Annotated in this window: 12 protein-coding genes; 6 read left to right on the top strand and 6 right to left on the bottom strand. The window is 74.8% G+C overall.

The genetic code is table 11. The features are described from left to right. The first annotated feature begins 312 nt into the window (after nucleotides 1-312). Nucleotides 313-1,407, top strand: coding sequence for a hypothetical protein (locus ABTY61_RS39565; protein ID WP_350510074.1), 1,095 nt, complete (start codon nucleotides 313-315; stop codon nucleotides 1,405-1,407). A gap of 22 nt (nucleotides 1,408-1,429) precedes the next feature. Further along, the gene (locus ABTY61_RS39570; RefSeq protein WP_350510075.1) at nucleotides 1,430-2,290 is read left to right on the top strand and encodes a DUF3592 domain-containing protein; all 861 of its coding nucleotides are present in this window, start codon (nucleotides 1,430-1,432) and stop codon (nucleotides 2,288-2,290) included. A gap of 57 nt (nucleotides 2,291-2,347) precedes the next feature. On the opposite strand, the gene ABTY61_RS39575 is transcribed toward ABTY61_RS39570, so the two are convergent. Both ABTY61_RS39575 and ABTY61_RS39580 read right to left on the bottom strand, forming a co-directional pair. Continuing rightward, nucleotides 2,348-2,608, bottom strand: coding sequence for a hypothetical protein (locus ABTY61_RS39575; protein ID WP_350510076.1), 261 nt, complete (start codon nucleotides 2,606-2,608; stop codon nucleotides 2,348-2,350). Continuing rightward, nucleotides 2,605-5,256, bottom strand: coding sequence for a DNRLRE domain-containing protein (locus ABTY61_RS39580; RefSeq protein ID WP_350510077.1), 2,652 nt, complete (start codon nucleotides 5,254-5,256; stop codon nucleotides 2,605-2,607). The genes ABTY61_RS39575 and ABTY61_RS39580 overlap by 4 nt, the downstream gene beginning before the upstream one ends. Before the next feature lie 429 nt (nucleotides 5,257-5,685). On the opposite strand from ABTY61_RS39580, the gene ABTY61_RS42110 reads away from it, so the two are divergent. Further along, on the top strand, nucleotides 5,686-7,242 hold the full coding sequence (locus ABTY61_RS42110; RefSeq protein ID WP_502895517.1) for a carbohydrate binding domain-containing protein: 1,557 nt from the start codon (nucleotides 5,686-5,688) through the stop codon (nucleotides 7,240-7,242). 159 nt (nucleotides 7,243-7,401) lie between these two features. Continuing rightward, a complete protein-coding gene (locus ABTY61_RS39595; protein ID WP_350510078.1) occupies nucleotides 7,402-9,795 on the top strand; it encodes a DUF4118 domain-containing protein in 2,394 nt (797 codons plus the stop codon). Nucleotides 9,796-9,846: 51 nt separating this feature from the next. On the opposite strand, the gene ABTY61_RS39600 is transcribed toward ABTY61_RS39595, so the two are convergent. Then, on the bottom strand, nucleotides 9,847-10,629 hold the full coding sequence (locus ABTY61_RS39600) for a GNAT family N-acetyltransferase (protein WP_350510079.1): 783 nt from the start codon (nucleotides 10,627-10,629) through the stop codon (nucleotides 9,847-9,849). A 557-nt stretch (nucleotides 10,630-11,186) separates the two neighbouring features. Here ABTY61_RS39600 and ABTY61_RS39605 point away from each other — a divergent pair. Next, nucleotides 11,187-12,008 (top strand): SDR family NAD(P)-dependent oxidoreductase, encoded by an 822-nt coding sequence (locus tag ABTY61_RS39605; RefSeq protein WP_350510080.1) that lies wholly within the window; start codon nucleotides 11,187-11,189, stop codon nucleotides 12,006-12,008. Between the two features lie 38 nt (nucleotides 12,009-12,046). Continuing rightward, nucleotides 12,047-12,121, top strand: a complete 75-nt coding sequence (locus ABTY61_RS42115; RefSeq protein ID WP_465617425.1) for a 50S ribosomal protein bL37 — start codon at nucleotides 12,047-12,049, stop codon at nucleotides 12,119-12,121. Nucleotides 12,122-12,227: 106 nt separating this feature from the next. Here the strand turns inward: ABTY61_RS42115 and ABTY61_RS39610 are convergent, their stop codons facing one another. The 3 genes from ABTY61_RS39610 to ABTY61_RS39620 form a co-directional block, all read right to left on the bottom strand. Continuing rightward, entirely contained in the window at nucleotides 12,228-13,055 is an 828-nt protein-coding gene (locus tag ABTY61_RS39610) for an SAM-dependent methyltransferase (RefSeq protein ID WP_350510081.1), read from the bottom strand. Between the two features lie 146 nt (nucleotides 13,056-13,201). Beyond that, nucleotides 13,202-15,673 (bottom strand): ABC transporter permease, encoded by a 2,472-nt coding sequence (locus ABTY61_RS39615; RefSeq protein ID WP_350510082.1) that lies wholly within the window; start codon nucleotides 15,671-15,673, stop codon nucleotides 13,202-13,204. Further along, the gene (locus tag ABTY61_RS39620) at nucleotides 15,667-16,443 is read right to left on the bottom strand and encodes an ABC transporter ATP-binding protein (protein ID WP_350510083.1); all 777 of its coding nucleotides are present in this window, start codon (nucleotides 16,441-16,443) and stop codon (nucleotides 15,667-15,669) included. The genes ABTY61_RS39615 and ABTY61_RS39620 overlap by 7 nt, the downstream gene beginning before the upstream one ends. Between the last annotated feature and the right edge of the window lie 135 nt (nucleotides 16,444-16,578).

Here is a 16,578-nt window from a genome sequence, read left to right on the forward strand (position 1 = left end):
TGCCCGCCGAGGCCTGCGATCCGGGTGCCTTCGACGGTCAGGCGGTCGCCGTCGACGACGCCGCCGGGCAGGACGAGCCGGGCGCCGGACAGGGCGGTGCGATCCATGACGGTCACGCGCGTCTCCCACTCTGCTCAGAACTGTTCGATCGGCTCAAGGTACAAGCAATTGTGAACAGGGGACAGCCGGACGCGACGGCGCCGTGGACGTCACCAAGAGGGCTTCGGGTGGCGGGAGTTGTGATCGGTTTGTGATCGTCCTGGTCACCCGTGGGACTGTCGGCCGTTGCCCCCGGCGTGCACAATCGGCCGCATGACGACAGCCGCGGGCGCTCCGCCCACGCAGGACGCGCCGTCCAACCTCGCCCGGGGCTTCCTGACGGGTGGTGTGATCGGGGCGTCCCTGGCCGCCTTCATCGGCGGATGCGTCATCGGGAAGGCGTCGCTGATCGCCCTGGGGCCCGCGCTGTCCGCCGCCTACGGCCTGGCGGTGTTCCTCGCCACGCTGCCGCGCCGGGTCCGGGAGGCCGCCGTCGTGCCGCGCACCGCGCTCGCGCTGATCGAGGGACTGGAGGCCGTCGGGGGCGAGGCCAGCGATGTACCGGTGCGGTTCGAGCTGAGTGTGGTGCCGGACGGCGCGCCCGCCTTCCGCGTCAGGATCCGGCAGGAGATCAACCTGGTCGAACTCCCCGACTACCGGCCGCGCGGGGTCGTGGTGGTGGAGTACCCGCCGGACCGGCCGTGGAAGGCGCGGATCGTGAAGCGGCCGACGCCGGAGTGGGAGCGCCGGGTGGCCGGGGCGCGGTTGGACTCGGTGCCCGGTCCGGCGTCGCGGGAGGAGGGCTCGTCGGGCTGCGCGGGCGGTCTGCTCACCGTCCTCGGCCTGCTGCTCGGCGCGGCCGTCGTGCTCCTGCTCTTCCGCACCGAGCTGTTCGCGGCGGTCGAGGACGGGAACGGTGCGTCGGGGCCGGCCGTCACGTCCTCCTCCTCCTCGTCGTCCACCACGGTCACCGTGACCTCGGCGACCGGCACGGTCGCCCTCGGGCCGGGGCAGTCCCTGCTCGACCAGGGCGAACTGCGCAAGGCCGTCGAGTCGTTGACCGGGGGCACGGAACAACGCCGGGCACTCGCCGTCGTGGTGCAGGACCGCCTGCTGACCGTCGTCTTCGCGCCCGCCGGCGGGCCGAGCCCCGGGTTCGACCCGCGCTCCCTGCCGTACGACCGGGTCCCCGGCCTGGTGGAGGAGGCCCGGAACACCCTCGGCGTCCGGGCCCCGAAGAGCTGGCAGCTGACCGCCGACGGGCTCACCGGCGCGCTGACGCTCAGGGTCGTGGTGGCCGGCGACGGGGGCGCCGGGACGCTGGAGGCGGACGGACGGGGCGAAGTGCTGCGGCGCAGCGGCGGTTGAGCGGAACAGGAGGAGGGGTGCGATGGGGTGGGACGGGGTGCTGCTGCTGTGGTGCGCGCTCTGGGCGGTGGTTGCAGTGGTCGGGTTGGGCCGGTCGCTGGCCGGGGTGACCGCGGCCCAACGGAGGGTCCGGCTGACGGGGCGGATCGTGCGGGTGACGCAGCCCCGGCACGGCGGGTCCCGGAAGGGCGGGATCCCGGTGGTCGTCTCCTACCGTGACCCGGCCTCGGGGGTGGAGGTCGTCGTGACCAACGACGGCGACCGCGGCGAGATGATCACCGCCGCTTGGGAGGGCCGGGAGATCGGGATCAGCCACCCACGGGGCAGGCCGCACGCCTACCGCTTCTCCGGGATCCCCGAGGGCCCCGCCCGCGGACTGGGCCGGCCGGCCTTCGCGCTCTTCCTGGTCTACGCCGGGCTGGTGGCCCTGGCCTCGCTCCGCTGGGGGTGGCCGTGGGCGCTGATCGGCTTCGCCGGCCCGTGGGCCTTCGCCGGGCTCCTCCAACTCCCCGGGGCGGTACGGGAGAAGAACGACCGCCTCGGGGAACTGGCCGCGATGGAGGCGGTGCCGGGGCGGGTGGTCGCGGTCCTCAAGGACACCAGCCTCGACGACGACGGCCACGTCTCGACCACCATCACCCCGGTGGTGTCCTTCACCACCCGGGCCGGCGCGGCCGTCACGGTCTACTGCACCGCCCATCTGGCGGACCCGGCCAATGCCTACGGGCGTGAGATGACGGTCCATCATCTCGTCGCGAATCCCGCCGAGTTCACCCTGGATCCGGCCGCCGAGCGGCACTCGACCGGGCGGGACGTGGTGCTCCACGTGCTGATGGTCCTCGTGCTTGCGGCGACCACCGTGACGGCAGCGGTGCTGCTCTGAGCGGCCGCGGGACGGCCAGGGGGCGGTACCGGGCGAACCCCGGCACCGCCCCCGCGCTCAGTCCCGGCCGCGGCGGACCAGGCGCGCGCCGAGGCCCAGGCGCGTGGTGGCGGCGCCCGCGCAGCCGCCGAGCAGGATCGCGAGCCAGGTGCCGAGCCCCAGGCCGCGGCAGACCAGGGCGGTGGCGACCAGCACGGCCAGCAGCACGGCCAGGTCCACGGCCGCGGCCCGACGGCCGGCGGGACCGTACCGACCGGTCAGACCCGCCAGGCGCATCAGCCGGGGCAGGCCCGTCGGGCGGCGCCGCCCGCCGCTCATGACAGCTGGCCGATCAGGCAGCCGGCCCCGGCGACCGTGACGTAGCCCCAGGGGCCGCCCGCGAACTTCACCATCCGCAGCCCGTTGCGGGCCCGCTGGATGTTGACGCTGACGTGGTGGGCCTGGACGGGGACGTACGCCGAGAGCGCGCCCATGCCGCACTTCTTGGCGGCGCTCTTCACCACCTTGCCGGCCTTGCGCCAGTTCCAGCTGAACGGGTTCCACCAGGGGTCGGCGACCACCGGGAAGGCCGTGGCCGCGGTGAAGTCCACCCGCTGCACCAGAGTGTCGCCCTCGAGCCGGTAGGAGGTGGGGACGTCGTTGCCCCGGGCGTCCTTCGCCCAGGGGGCGCGGATGGAGGCGATCGGCTCGTCCGGGTTCGCCGGGACGATCACCACCGAGCCGTCCGGATCCTGCCGCAGGGTGGCGCCCGGGGCCAGGCTCACCGGCACCCGGTACTCACGCGGCGCGTTCGCGTTCTTGATGACCTGGAGGGTGCGGCTGCCGCCCGCCAGGGTGGGCTGGACCACGGTGTCCACCGGGGAGGCGGCGTCGGCGTAGACCACGCTGCCGCCGAGGTTCACGCCCTGCCGCTGCTGGGCGGCCGAGCCGATGCCGACGGCGGCGATGTCGTCCGGCTTGACCCGGGTGGGCTCCTTCGGGTCGCGCGGCACGGTGACCGTGCCGGTGGCCGTCTCGGCGATCGCCGCGTACCGGCTGTCGCTGGTGGCGGCCGGGGTGAGGTCGGCGGCGTCCAGCACGGAGTTGGCCGCGCCGAGGGCGTCCAGGGCCGGGCCCGGCTTCCACGCGGTGTCCACGGTGAAGGTCACCGGCTCCGACCAGCCGTTGGCGTAGTGCAGGCCGTCGTAGGTGGTGGTCCGGAAGGTGTAGGCGCGGCCGCTGGTGAGCTTGCCGGCCGGGACGGCGGCGGAGGCGGTCCCGCCGGCGCGCACGAAGCCGGAGTTGAAGAGCGCGACGACCTCGCCGGTCGTCTTGTCCTTGACCTCGAAGGTGCCCTGGACCTGGTCGTCCTCGTTGACGTCCTCGGTGGTGAAACGCAGCGTCGGGGTCAGGCTGTCGACCTTGTAGACGCCGCCCTCGCTGTGGAAGGGCGGGCCGGCCTGGAGGTTGCTGCCGTTCTTGGGGCGGTAGTTGAAGGTGACGGTCAGCTTGGGGGTCTTGTCCTCGGTGCTCTCCGAGGAGTGGAACCGCTTCCAGGCGTAGGTGTCGGACTCGTCGACGGCCTTCAGCGCCACCGAACCGGTCGCGGCCCTGGCGCTCGCCCAGGTCTTCGCCAGCTCGGTCACGTCCGCACCCACCCAGCCGGCGTTGCCGCAGGCGCTGCCGCGGGTCTCGGTGGAGGTGGCGAACTTCTGCTTGAGGGCGGGCTGCTTGGTCCAGCGGGTGGAGGTGTCCGCGGGGTCGGCGGCCCAGACCTCCCAGCCGCGCTTCTCGCAGGACCAGGAGTGGTAGTTGTACAGCTCCAGCTTGGCGTCGGTGACGAGCGCGTCGGCGAACTGCCCGGTCTCCCAGGTGAGGAAGGAGCGGGCGGTGCGCTTGGTGGTGCCGGCGTAGTCGCCGGGCCAGCCCAGCTTGAGGTCGGTGGACGCCGACTGGTCGGTGGTGTCGCCGCCCTGGGCGAAGGTGTCGAACATGACGGAGAGGGTGTCGGTGGCCGGGTCGACGGTCACCGGGTACTGCGTCGCCGGGTCGGCCAGGAACGCCGGGTCGGGGGTGAGCCGCAGTTCGACGGTGTCGCCGTCCTGGGCCACTGTCATCGGCACCCGGGCACTGCGCTTGCGCTCACCGGACCGCTCGTCGACCTGGGCGTCCCACATCACCGGCGCGGGCATGGTGGCGACCGGCTCGCCGCTGCCGCGCTCGCTGAACACCACCGAGCCGTCGTCCTGCTGGACCGCCCGCAGGCCGGGGAGCTTCAGCGGCAGCGTCATCGGCGCGAGGTCGCCCGCGGGGCGCTGCTTGAGGGTGAGGAACTGCTCGAAGCCGGTGCGGGTGGCGTCCACCACCAGGTCGGCCCCGGGCACGGCGTCCGGGTAGGTCGCCCTGGTCCCGTCCAGGACGGGCGCCGGCAGGCCGCCCTTCCACTGCACCCCGATCCTCCGCTCGCCGGTGCCCAGGGTGATCAGGTCGCGCGCGGCGGAGGCCGGGGCCTCGGCCGCGGCTCGCGCCGAACGGGCCTTGGCGCCGCCGGCGCCGGCCAGCCGCAGGTGGTTCGGGTGGGCCTCGGGGGCGATCCCGCCGTCGGCCCGGCGCCGCAGGGTGGCGTCCACGTCGACCCAGCGGCCGTCCTCGAGCATCCGCACGGGGCCGGCGCTGACCTCGGTGGTGAGCGTTCCCTCCGGGTCGGCCCAGGTGGTCGAGGTCTCGGTCCGGCGGTCCAGCACCTCCACCCGACGGCCGAACACCTCCGCCGCGAGCAGCGCGGATTCGGCGGTGGCGCCTTCGGTGACCGGCCCGCCCAGGGGCGTTCCGACCCGGGTGGCGCCCGGCGCGGCCTCGCGCACGGCGGCCGCGTCCCCCTCGTCGGCCAGGGCGGGAACGGACGAGCCGAGCAGCGCGAGCGCCGCCAGGGCCGAGACGCCTCCGGCCGCGGCGGCCCGGCGGTGTCTGTGTCGTATCGACGACATGGATGTCCTTGCGTCGGGGATCGGCCCCTCGCCTGTGGGGGCGTGACCCGTGATCATTAACGGCCAAGACATTAAAAGAATCCTAAAGAATGGTCAAGTAAAGGCAAAGTCCGGAGCGCGCGATGCCGCCTTTCGGGATTGGTCCAGACCTCATTGGTCCAGACCTATTGACCAACTCTGGCTTCCCTCCTACGATCCGGTCCGGCACAGCCCCACATGTCCCCCACCTCACCCAGAGCCGGGCGTCACGCCCCCACGCGTCGGTCATGTCCATGGCGCCCGGCGGGAAGGGAGCGCAGCATGTTCCGTCGGAGGCCACGAACTCCCCGTCCGCCGGGCGGTTTCCGCCCCACCCCGGTGCGCGCGACGGCGCACCGGACCGGCCCCGCCCCGCACCGGTCGACCGTCCTGACCCGCTCCCTCGCGGGGGTGAGCGCAGCCGCCCTGATCGGCGCGGGCATCGCGGTGGCCGGCTCCGTCACCGCCGGAGCCGCCACCCCCAACCTGGTGGCCAACCCCGGCTTCGAGAGCGGACTCTCCGGTTGGACCTGCTCCGCCGGCACCGCTGCGGTGGTCGCCGGCCCGGTGCACTCCGGCGCCGCCGCGCTCCAAGCCACACCGACTGGCCAGGACACCGCCCAGTGCTCCCAGACCATCAGTGTGCAGCCCAACTCCCAGTACACGCTGAGCGCTTACGTCCAGGGCAGCTACGTCTACCTGGGTGCCACCGGCACCGGCGCCGGCAGCGACCCGTCCACCTGGACGCCCGGCAACGCTTCGTACGGCCGGCTCGACGTCGGCTTCACCACCGGGCCCGGCACCACCTCGGTGACGGTCTACCTGCACGGCTGGTACGGGCAGCCCGCCTACTACGCGGACGACGTGTCGCTCACCGGCCCCGGCGGCAGCAGTCCCACACCGACCGCCACGCCGACCAGCGCGCCGCCCACCTCCGCGCCGCCGACCACGCCCCCGCCCACGAGCGCGCCGCCGACCACGCCCCCGCCGACCACGCCCCCGCCCGGCGGCGACACCTGCCCCACCAAGCCCCGGCCCTCGGGCAAGGTCCTCCAGGGCTACTGGGAGAACTGGGACGGCGCGGCCAACGGCGTCCACCCGGGCCTGGGCTGGGTGCCCATCACCGACAGCCGGATCGCCGCGCACGGCTACAACGTCATCAACGCCGCCTTCCCGGTGATCCTCTCCGACGGCACCGTCCTGTGGCAGGACGGCATGGACGCCAACGTCAAGGTCTCGACCCCCGCCGAGATGTGCCAGGCCAAGGCGGCCGGCGCGACGATCCTGATGTCGATCGGCGGCGCCGCCGCCGGCATCGACCTGAGCTCCAGCACCGTCGCCGACCGGTTCGTGGCGACCGTCGTCCCGATCCTGAAGAAGTACAACTTCGACGGGATCGACATCGACATCGAGACCGGCCTGTCCGGCAGCGGCGACATCAGGACGCCGTCCGCCTCCCAGGCCAACCTGATGCGCATCATCGACGGCGTGCTGGCCCGGATGCCCGCGGGCTTCGGCCTGACGATGGCCCCGGAAACCGCGTATGTCACCGGCGGGAGCGTCACCTACGGCTCGATCTGGGGCGCCTACCTGCCGATCATCAAGAAGTACGCCGACAACGGGCAGCTGTGGTGGCTGAACATGCAGTACTACAACGGCAGCATGTACGGCTGCTCCGGCGACTCCTACCAGGCCGGCACCGTCCAGGGCTTCACCGTCCAGACCACCTGCCTGAACAACGGCCTGACCATCCAGGGAACCACCGTCACCGTCCCGTACGACAAGCAGGTGCCCGGCCTCCCGGCCCAGCCCGGCGCGGGCGGCGGCTACCTGGACCCGGGCTCGGTCGGCCAGTCCTGGAGCGCCTTCGGCGGCGCGCTGAAGGGGCTGATGACCTGGTCGCTCAACTGGGACGGCTCGAAGGGCTGGACCTTCGGCGACAACGTCAAGTCCCTCCAAGGCCGTTGACGCCCCGCTGAACCACGTCCGACGGCCCGCGTCCCGGCACCCCCGGGGCGCGGGCCGTCGCGCGTCCGCCGTCCACCGCAAGCCGGCGGCTGGACCGAAGGAGGGACACCCGGGAGCGGATGCCGGGCGCGGACGGCCCGGTCGCCTAGCCTGCGGACGGTGAGCGGGAAGCTGCGGGTGTTCCTGGGGGCCGCGCCGGGGGTCGGCAAGACGTACGCGATGCTGCGGGAGGGCCGGCGGCTGCGCGGCGAGGGCGTGGACGTGGTGGTCGGCCTGGTGGAGACGTACGGCCGGCGCGGTACCGCGGAGCAGTTGGGGGACCTGCCGGTGCTGCCACGGCGGGCCGTCCCGTACCGGGGCACCGAACAGTCCGAGCTGGACGTGGACGCCCTGCTGGCACGCCGCCCGCAACTCGCGCTGGTGGACGAACTCGCCCACACCGACGTGCCCGGCGGGCGGCACAAGAAGCGTTGGCAGGACGTGCGGGAGCTGCTGGACGCCGGGATCGACGTGGCGACCACGCTCAACATCCAGCACCTGGAGAGCCTCAACGACGTCGTCGAGGAGATCACCGGCGTCGCCCAGCGCGAGACCATCCCCGACGGGGTGGTCCGGGCCGCCGACCGGATCGAACTGGTCGACCTGAGCCCGGAGGCGCTGCGCACCCGGATGGCCCGCGGCGAGGTCTACCCGCCGGACCGGATCGACGTGGCGCTGGACCACTACTTCCGGGCCGGCAACCTCGGCGCCCTGCGCGAGCTGGCGCTGCTCTGGCTCGCCGACCGGGTGGAGGAGGAACTCGCCGACTACCGCGCCCGGCACGGCATCCGGGCGCCGTGGGAGACCAAGGAGCGGATCGTCGTCGGGCTGAACGGCGCCCCGCAGGGCGAGCACCTGATCCGCCGCGGGGCCCGGACGGCCTCCCGGGTGCACGCGGACCTGATCGGGGTGCACGTCCGGCTGGACGACGGCACGGCGCTCCACGAGCCGCCCGGCCTGGCCGCGCAGCGGGTGCTGCTGCAGGAGCTGCGCGGCAGCTTCGTCGAGGTGAGCGGCGACGACGTGGCCCGCACCCTGGTGGAGTTCGCCCGGACGGAGAGCGCCACCCAGATCCTGCTCGGGCCGACCGGCCGCAGCAAGCTGCGCGAACTCCTCCACGGCTCGGTGATCAACCGGGTGATCCGGCTGGCCGGCCCGATCGACGTCCGGGTCCTGCCGCCGCGCGAGCCCGGACTGTTGACCGTCCCGCCCGAGCCCAGACGCCGGCGCCCCGCGCTGGTCCCGCCCCCGCGGCGCCGGCTGGCCTGGCTGGTCGGACCGGCCGGGGTGGTCGCGCTGGTCTGGGCGCTGTCCCCGCTGCGGTATCAGCTCGGCCTGTCCGGGGTGCTGCTGTGCCTGCTGCTCGCCGTGGCGGGGACGGCCCGGCTCGGCGGGCTGCTGCCGGCCGCCGGAGCCACCGCGGCCGGGGCGCTGGCGGCGGACTACTTCTTCACCACGCCCTGGCACAGCCTGACAGTGGAACGCGGCGCCGACCTCGCGGCCCTGCTGCTGTTCCTCGCGGTGGCCGCGGTGATCGCCCACCTGATCGACGGCCTGACCCGGCGCTCGCAACAGGCCGGCCGGGCGCGGGCGGAGGCGGCCGTGCTCGCCAGACTGGCGGGGGAGACGGTGGAGTCCGGGCCGCGGGTGCTGCCCGATCTGGTCGCGGAGCTGCGTCAGGTGTTCGGACTGGACGGCGCCGCCGTGCTGGTCCGCACCGGTGCGCTGTGGCAGCCGGCGGCCGCAGCCGGGGCGGAGGCGCCGCTGCGCCCGGACGAGGCGTCCTTCACCGTCGACCTCGGCGACGGCGCGGTGCTCGTGCTGCGCGGCACCCCGCTCACCGAGGAGGACACCCGGTTGCTGGGCCCGTACACCACCCAGCTCAAACTGGTCCGGGAACGCGAGCGGCTGGCGGCCCGGGCCGCGGCGGCCGAGGAGCTGGCCCGCACCGACGCCCTGCACGGCGCGCTGCTGGACGCGCTCGGGCGGGAGCTGCGCGCGCCGGTGGCGACGGTGCGGCGGGAGGCCGGGCGGCTGCCGGGGCCGGCCGGGCAGCGGATCGGCGCCGAGGCGGCGCGGATGGAGCGGGTGGTCGCCGACCTGCTGGACCTGAGCCGGCTGCGGGCCGGGGCGATGCCGGTGGTGCTGCGGCCGACCGCGGTGGCCGAGCCGGTGCGGGCGGCCGTCGAGGGCGTCCCGGGCGTGCGGGTCGACCTGGCACCGGGGCTGCCCCGGGTGCTCGCCGACCCCGGGCTGCTGACCAGGGCGTTCGCGGACGTCCTGGCGGGAGCCGGGTCGGCGGGTGCCCCGGAGGTTCTGGTCGACGCCGGGGTGGTGGCCGACCGGGTGGAGGTACGGGTGACCGTCCGGGGCGACGGGACGGGCCAGGGGGAGGGCGACGGGCCGGTGGTGGCGCGGGGCTTCGTGGAGGCCATGCACGGCGGACTGGCCGTCGAGCCGGCCGCCGGGGGCGGCACCGTGTACGTGATCGGCCTGGCCCGGGCACCGGAGTGAGGACGGCGGCCGTGACCGACCGTCAGCCGGTGAGCGCCGGGCCCGGACCCGTCAGCCGGTGAGCGCCGGGCCCGCCCAGTGCACCAGCTCCTGGCGCACCGGGCGGAAGCCGGCCGCCTCGGCGAGGGCCCGGCTGGCGTGGTTGCTGCGGGGCGCCGACCAGGTCGGGGTGAGCCCCCGGGCGTGGGCCGCGGCGGTGGCGGCGTGGACGCAGGCGAGTGCCAGGTCGAGGCGGCGGAAGGCCGGGTCGGTGGCGACCGCGAGGTCCAGGTGCTCGTGGCCGACGAGGTAGCCGCACACCAGCGAGGCCAGGTACGGGCCGAGGAAGGCGCCCCAGGCGAAGCCGCTCGCGGCGAGGGCGCGGTGGCTACCCCAGGTCTCGGCGGTCCAGTGCGGACCGGCGGTGCGGCCGGCGGTGGTGGAGCGCCGGGCGAAGCGGTCGAGGTGGGCTTCGTCGGCCGCGCCCAGCGGGCGGACCCAGGCCGCGGTGTGCCGGGATACCGGCCGGGGCCGCTCGGCGTGGACGTGCAGCACGCGCACCCACGGGGTGAGGTGGGTGAAGGTCCGCCCGAGCAGCGGCAGGAAGCGCTCCGGTGCGTGGAACTGCCCCCGTCCGTACCGGGCCAGGACCGCCGGGTCCAGGCGCGCCGGGTCACCGTGCAGCAGCCGTTCCGGCCCGCAGTGCACCAGGAGCGCGCGGACGGTGCCGGGGTCGTCCGCCCACCAGCCGCCGTGGGCACTGCGGGTGACGTGGGCGGGCAGGAGGCTCGGGCCGGGCAGCTCGACGGCGAACCGGTCGGTGGGGGGAACGGGCGGGGCGTACGGGAGGGACATCCGTCCAGTACGGCAGAGCGGGCCCGCGGGCCGCGGACCGTTGACGAAAGCCTGGCGGCGGCGGGGTGCTTGCTGACGGGTCCTTGGCGGCGGCCGACGTCCTCGGAGGGGAGCGGGGGCCGCCGGCGCCGGGCCCGGGGCGTCAGGGGAGCGTCAGGGGTTCGTCAGGGAGGGTGACGGAGCTTGCCCCGGGCATCCGCGCGGGCTTTGATGGACGACATGCACCGCTCGACACGCCACCACGACCGCCCGCCGCATAGCCGGCCGCGGATCGTCGTCGCGGTCGCGGTCGCCACCGCCGTCCGGTAGTCCCCAGCTCCTTCCCGCTGGTCACCGGCCGCGCGCACGGGCCGGGCTCCGTTCACCGGGCCCGTGCCGATCACCGCCACCCGTTCCCCGCCCCGATCGGCTCCGAGGGCGGGGGCGGGTGAGCGGTCCTTCGCACCACCTCTCCATTTCGCACCACCTTCCTCTCCGCACCGGCGGCCCCGGGGCGGGCGGCCGTGCGCCGTCCCGCCTCCGCACCCCGCCGGTGCCCTGCCACCCTTGGATGGGTCATGTCCGACGCTGTTCTGTCCGCCCGCACCGCCCTCGTCACCGGCGCCTCCTCCGGCATCGGCTGGGAGACCGCCCGGCTCCTCTCCGGCCTGGGCGCGACCGTCCTGGTGCACGCCAGGACCACCGCCGAGGCCGAGGACGCCGTGGAGCGCCTGGTCGCCGCCGGTGCCCGGCGGGACCAACTCGTGGAGCTGGCAGCCGACTTCACCAAGCTGTCGGAGGTCGCGGTGCTGGCCGGCACGGTCGTCAAGCACTACCCGGCGCTCGACCTGCTGGTGAACAACGCCGCCGCGATGGCGCCCGAGCGCTGCACCCTCACCGACGACGGCAACGAGGTCTCGCTGCAGGTCAACTTCCTCGCCGCGCACCTGCTGTCCAAGCTGCTGCGGGCCCCGCTCTCGGCGGCCGGCGACGCCCGGATCGTCAACGTGTCCTCCTCGCTGCACCGCACCGCGTCGATGAACTGGTCGGACCCGCACCGGGTGAAGAAGTACTCCCGGGTCGCCGCCTACGCCCAGTCGCAGCTGGCGCTCACCATGGCGACCGCCGAGATGGCCCCGACCGGCTCCGGCATCACCGCCGTCAGCCTCAACCCGGGCCTGTGCGAGACCGCGCTGCTGCCGCTCTACGGGCGGGCCGGCGCGCCGGCGGCGGAGGGCGCGGCGGCCGTGGTCCGGCTCTGCCTGCCGGACGTCGAGGTCGTCAACGGCGCCTACTACGACGGCGGTCTCGCCGCGCCGACGGCGCAGGCCGCCCAGGAGGAGCGCTCGCAGAAGCGCCTGGCCAAGCTCGCCGACCAGCTGGTCGGCCGGGCCGCCTGAACCCCGCCCACCACCCGAAGAGCACGAGGAACCGAACGATGTCCAAGCGCGCCCGCAAGAAGAAGGCCCGGCGGAAGAAGAAGTCCAACCACGGTCGCAAGCCCGGGCAGTGACCGCCTAGACCCACCCGGGGCCGCGTGCCACCGGCCCCGGGTGCACCCCCCTTCGCGCCGGACGGACCCTAGCCGATCGCGAAGGGGGTCGCGGCGTTTCCGAGGGTCAGGGCCGGCGGGCCAGCCCGCAGGCGATCAGCTGGTCCCACACCGTCAACTCCTCTTCATCCGCGAGGACTTCGGCCGCCTCCTCGCCGGAGGCAGGCTGAGGGTGCCACGACCGGCAGGGGAGCAGGCCCGGTTGGAGCAGTTCGAGGCGGTCGCCGAACAGGCCGAGGATCTCCTCGTCGGTGCGCCAGCGGCCGCGGCCGAAGCTGTCCTGGAGCTTGCGCTCGGCGAGCCGGGTCTCCTCGTTCGCGCCGGAGCGGAAGTGCGAGATGTACACCAGGCTGCCCGGGGGCAGCCGCTCCGCCCACCAGCGGACCAGCTCGGCGGGCCGTTCGTCGTCGTTGAGGTGGTGCAGGACGGCGCTGAACAGCAGTCCCACCGGCTGGTCGAAGTCGATCAGGCGCTGGACGTCGGGGGCCTGCCGGATCGTCTCCGGCTCGCGCAGGTCGGCCTGGACCACGGCGGTGCGGTCGTCGGTGGCCAGCAGGGCGCGGCCGTGGGCCAGCACCATCGGATCGTGGTCGACGTAGACCACGTGGGCGTCGGGGGCGTGCCGTTGGGCGACCTGGTGCACGTTGTCGGCGGTCGGCAGTCCGCTGCCCAGGTCGATGAACCGGCGGATTCCGGCGTCGGCCATCGCGCCCACCGCGCGTACCAGGGCCCGGCGGTTGGCGAAGGCGATCGCCACCGAGCCGGGCAGGTCCCGGAGGAAGAAGTCGCCGATCTCGCGGTCGACGGCGAAGTTGTCCTTGCCGCCGAGCAGGTAGTCGTAGACCCGGGCGATGCTGGGCCTGGACTCGTCGATCCCGCTGCTGTCATCGGTCATGGCCGCCAACCCCGTCCTCGGCATCCGGTGTGGGCCCCGATCGTAGGAGAACGGCCGGGGTCGGGAGGTCAACCCGGGGTTGGTGTCGCGCAATTCAGCAGGACGTGGCACCGGCCCCGCCACACCGGGCGGGGCCGGTGCCCGCGCTACTCGCGGGCGCCCGCGGCCTCGACGGCCCGGTGGCGGGTCTCCCGGCCGGTGGCGCCCGCGGCGGTGGCCAGGGTGACCACGGCGCAGAGGGCGACGGTGGCGAGGATCTGCGGCCACGGGACCACCGTCGGCGCCCCGGCCACCAGCCGGTCCAGCGAGGCGTGTTGGGTGACCGCGGCGAGGCCGGTCGCCAGGGCGGCGAGCACGGTGCCGACCGCCACCGCGACGGCGGACTCGGCCGCGGCCACCTTCACGATCTGGCCGCGCGCCGCGCCGGCCAGGCCGAGCAGGGCGAACTCCCGGCGTCGCCCGGCCATCGCCATCACCAGGGTGTTGGCGACCGCGATCAGCGAGTAGGCCAGGGCGATGCCCAGGACGACCACGGCGGCGTTGTCGGTCTGCTGGGCGGCGCGGTCGCGCTGGGCGGCCAGGTAGGCGTCGTAGCTCAGCAGGTGCGCGCCGGAGCCGGCCAGCGCCTGGTCCACCGCCGCGGTCTGCCGCTCGTCGAGCGGGCGGCCCGGGCCCGCCTGGGAGTCGAGGTAGACCCGGGTGGGCGCCGTCGCGCCGGTCAGGGCGGCGGAGAGGTAGGCGTCGTCGCCGTTCAGGCCGCGGGCGACCACCGCGGTGATGACGGCGGGGACCCGGGTACCGGTGGGCAGCAGCGCGACCACCCTGTCCCCGGCTGCCAGGCCGTCGGACTGGGCCGCGTGCTCGTCGATGACCAGGAAGTCCTCCGGCGGGGCGGCGAGCGAGCCGGAGCGGACGGGCGGGGTGACGGTGCCGCCCAGGGCGGTGGCCGGGACGACGCTGGTGGTCAGCGAGTCGAGCTGCTCACCGGCCGCGGTGCCGATCCGGACGTTCATCGTGGTGACCGGGGTGACCTTCACCCCGGGAACGGCCGCCAGCCGCTCCATCGTCCGGGCGTCGAGCCCGGCGCCGGAGCCCGAGCCGCTCGGGACGACCACGCCGGCCGCGTGCACCTCCAGCCGCTGCCGGGCCAGCGCCGAGGCGTCACCGGACTTCTGTATCGTCAGCAGGGTGCCGACCAGCCCGACCGCCACCACGATCGGCGCCACCGTGGCGGCCGTGCGCCGCCGGGAGGTGAGGATGTTCTCGCGCACCAGCAGCGGGCCCGCCTTCGCCGAGGCGCGCAGCGGACGGGTCAGCAGCCGGGTGACCGGCCGCAGCAGGACGGGCGCCAGCAGGGCGACCGCGCCGACGTACAGCACCGGGACGGTCTCGTACTTGCGGGCGCTGGCCGCCAGGTACGGCTCGGTGCGGGCGATGACCACCCCCGCGACGACCGCGCCGACCAGCATGGCGGTGCCCAGCAGCCAGCGCACCGGCGTCATTGCGCGGCGCTCCACCGCGCTCTCCCGCAGCACCTCCACCGGCCGGATCAGCGAGACCCGGACGAGCGTGGCGGCCGAGCCGGCCAGCGCCGCGGCCACGCCGACGACGAAGGAGGCCAGCAGCGGCAGCGGGTTGAGGGGGACGGTGAACCAGCCGGGTGCCACATGGTGGTCGAGCATCCAGGAGTGCAGCGGCACGGCGCCCAGCGGGGCGAGGAGGCAGCCGACGAACGCGGCCGCCAGGCCGATCAGCAGCGCCTCGCCGAGCACCATCCGCCGCACCTGCCGGGGCGAGGCGCCGACCAGCCGCATCAGCGCCAGCTCGCGGCGGCGCTGCTCGGTGGCGAAGGCGAAGGTCGCGATCACCACGAACACCGCCACGCACAGCGCGAGTGCGGTCGTACTGCCCGCCATCGCCTGGGCGTTGGCCAGGGCCTCGGCGCCGCCGCTGGAGTCCGGGTCGATCCCGGTGAGGTCCTGCCCGGTGAGGGCGACGGCCTGCTGGCCGGCCAGCAGGGCGGACAGCTGCTCCGGACCGCGGTCGGTGACCAGGGCGTTGACGCCGGGGGAGAGGCGCTGGGCCTCGGGGTCGGCGAAGAACACGGCGTCCTCGAACCAGCGCCCGTCGGTGACCCCGACCACCCGGTAGCGGCCGGCGCCGTCGGCCGTGACGGCCTCGGCCTGGCGCCCGATCAGGGACCGGTCGCCGCCGCCGACGGCGATCTCGTCGGCGGCCTGCGGCGCGTGCCCGGCCGTCAGCCGGTACCCGGCGAAGGCGGCGGAGGACCAGGGGTGCCCGGTGGTGCCCGCGGAACCGGTGCTCAGCCGGACGGGGAAGCTGCGGTCGGCGGTGGCGTCCCGGGCCGCGGTGAGCTTCGCCACCAGCTCCGGTGGCAGGACCGCCGGGGCCTTCATCGGGTTCCCCTCGAAGCCCAGCGGCGCGACCACGGTCCGGGCGTCCTGGAAGCGCTGCGGGCCCGGGTGCGGCGTGCCGAAGGTGGCCGCCAGGGTCAGCGTCATCATGCCGACCATCGTGGTGCCGAGGGCGAGGGCGACGAAGGCGCCCAGGAAGCCGGCCAGGCGGTGGCGCAGGGTGGCGACGGCGATCCTCAGCACGGGCCCGTCCCGTCGGGGTGGTTGCTGCCATCGCGCTGGTCCGTGCTGTTGTGCCGGGGCTCCAGCGCGGCCATCCGCAGCGCCACCGTCTCGGCCGTCGGCTCCAGCAGCTCGCCGGTCACCCGGCCGTCGGCGAGGAACACCACCCGGTGGGCGTACGAGGCGGCCACCGGGTCGTGGGTGACCATGATCACGGTCTGCCCGTGCTCCTCGACGACGCCGCGCAGCAGCGCCAGCACCTCCCGCGCGGTGGTCGAGTCCAGCGCGCCGGTCGGCTCGTCGGCGAAGAGGACCTTGGGTCTGGTCACCAGCGCCCGGGCGATCGCGACCCGCTGCTGCTGGCCGCCGGAGAGTTCGGCGGGCCGGTGCTCCCCGCGCTCGGCGAGGCCGACCTCGGCCAGCCCCCGGTCGATCGCCGCGCGGTCCAGCGGCCGCCCGGAGAACCGCAGCGGCAGCTCGACGTTCTGGCGGGCGGTCAGCGCCGGTATCAGGTTGAAGGACTGGAAGACGAAGCCCATCTGCTCGCGGCGCAGCTCGGTCAGCGCGCGCTCGGGGAGCGTGTGCAGCGGCGCGCCGTCGAGCAGGACCTCGCCCGTGTCCACCCGGTCCAGGCCCGCCGCGCACTGCAGCAGCGTGGACTTGCCCGAGCCGGAGGGGCCCATGATGGCGGTGAAGGTGCCCGCGGCGAAGCCGGCGTCGACCCCGTCGAGCGCCCGCACCCGGTGGTCGCCGCGGAGGTACGTCTTGTGCACGTCGATCAGCCGGACCACGTCACCTCCGCTCGCCGGCGCGCCGTCGGAGGCCGGGCGCGCAGCCCGTACCGGTAGAGCCCTGTTGCGGAACACTCGCTTGCCATTCCTTCGGTGGAGTCGGGCGGGTGTTGATCACCCGCGCCGCACCGAAAG

The organism is Kitasatospora sp. NPDC096128 (genome assembly GCF_040303105.1).
GTDB lineage: Bacteria > Actinomycetota > Actinomycetes > Streptomycetales > Streptomycetaceae > Kitasatospora.

What these genes read in the sequence shown, in the direction of transcription:
- ABTY61_RS39565 (WP_350510074.1), top strand. Translation starts at nt 313, where the DNA reads ATGACGACAGCCGCGGGCGCTCCGCCCACGCAGGACGCGCCGTCCAAC.
- ABTY61_RS39570 (WP_350510075.1), top strand. Translation starts at nt 1,430, where the DNA reads ATGGGGTGGGACGGGGTGCTGCTGCTGTGGTGCGCGCTCTGGGCGGTG.
- ABTY61_RS39575 (WP_350510076.1), bottom strand. Translation starts at nt 2,608, where the DNA reads ATGAGCGGCGGGCGGCGCCGCCCGACGGGCCTGCCCCGGCTGATGCGC.
- ABTY61_RS39580 (WP_350510077.1), bottom strand. Translation starts at nt 5,256, where the DNA reads ATGTCGTCGATACGACACAGACACCGCCGGGCCGCCGCGGCCGGAGGC.
- ABTY61_RS39600 (WP_350510079.1), bottom strand. Translation starts at nt 10,629, where the DNA reads ATGTCCCTCCCGTACGCCCCGCCCGTTCCCCCCACCGACCGGTTCGCC.
- ABTY61_RS39605 (WP_350510080.1), top strand. Translation starts at nt 11,187, where the DNA reads ATGTCCGACGCTGTTCTGTCCGCCCGCACCGCCCTCGTCACCGGCGCC.
- ABTY61_RS39610 (WP_350510081.1), bottom strand. Translation starts at nt 13,055, where the DNA reads ATGACCGATGACAGCAGCGGGATCGACGAGTCCAGGCCCAGCATCGCC.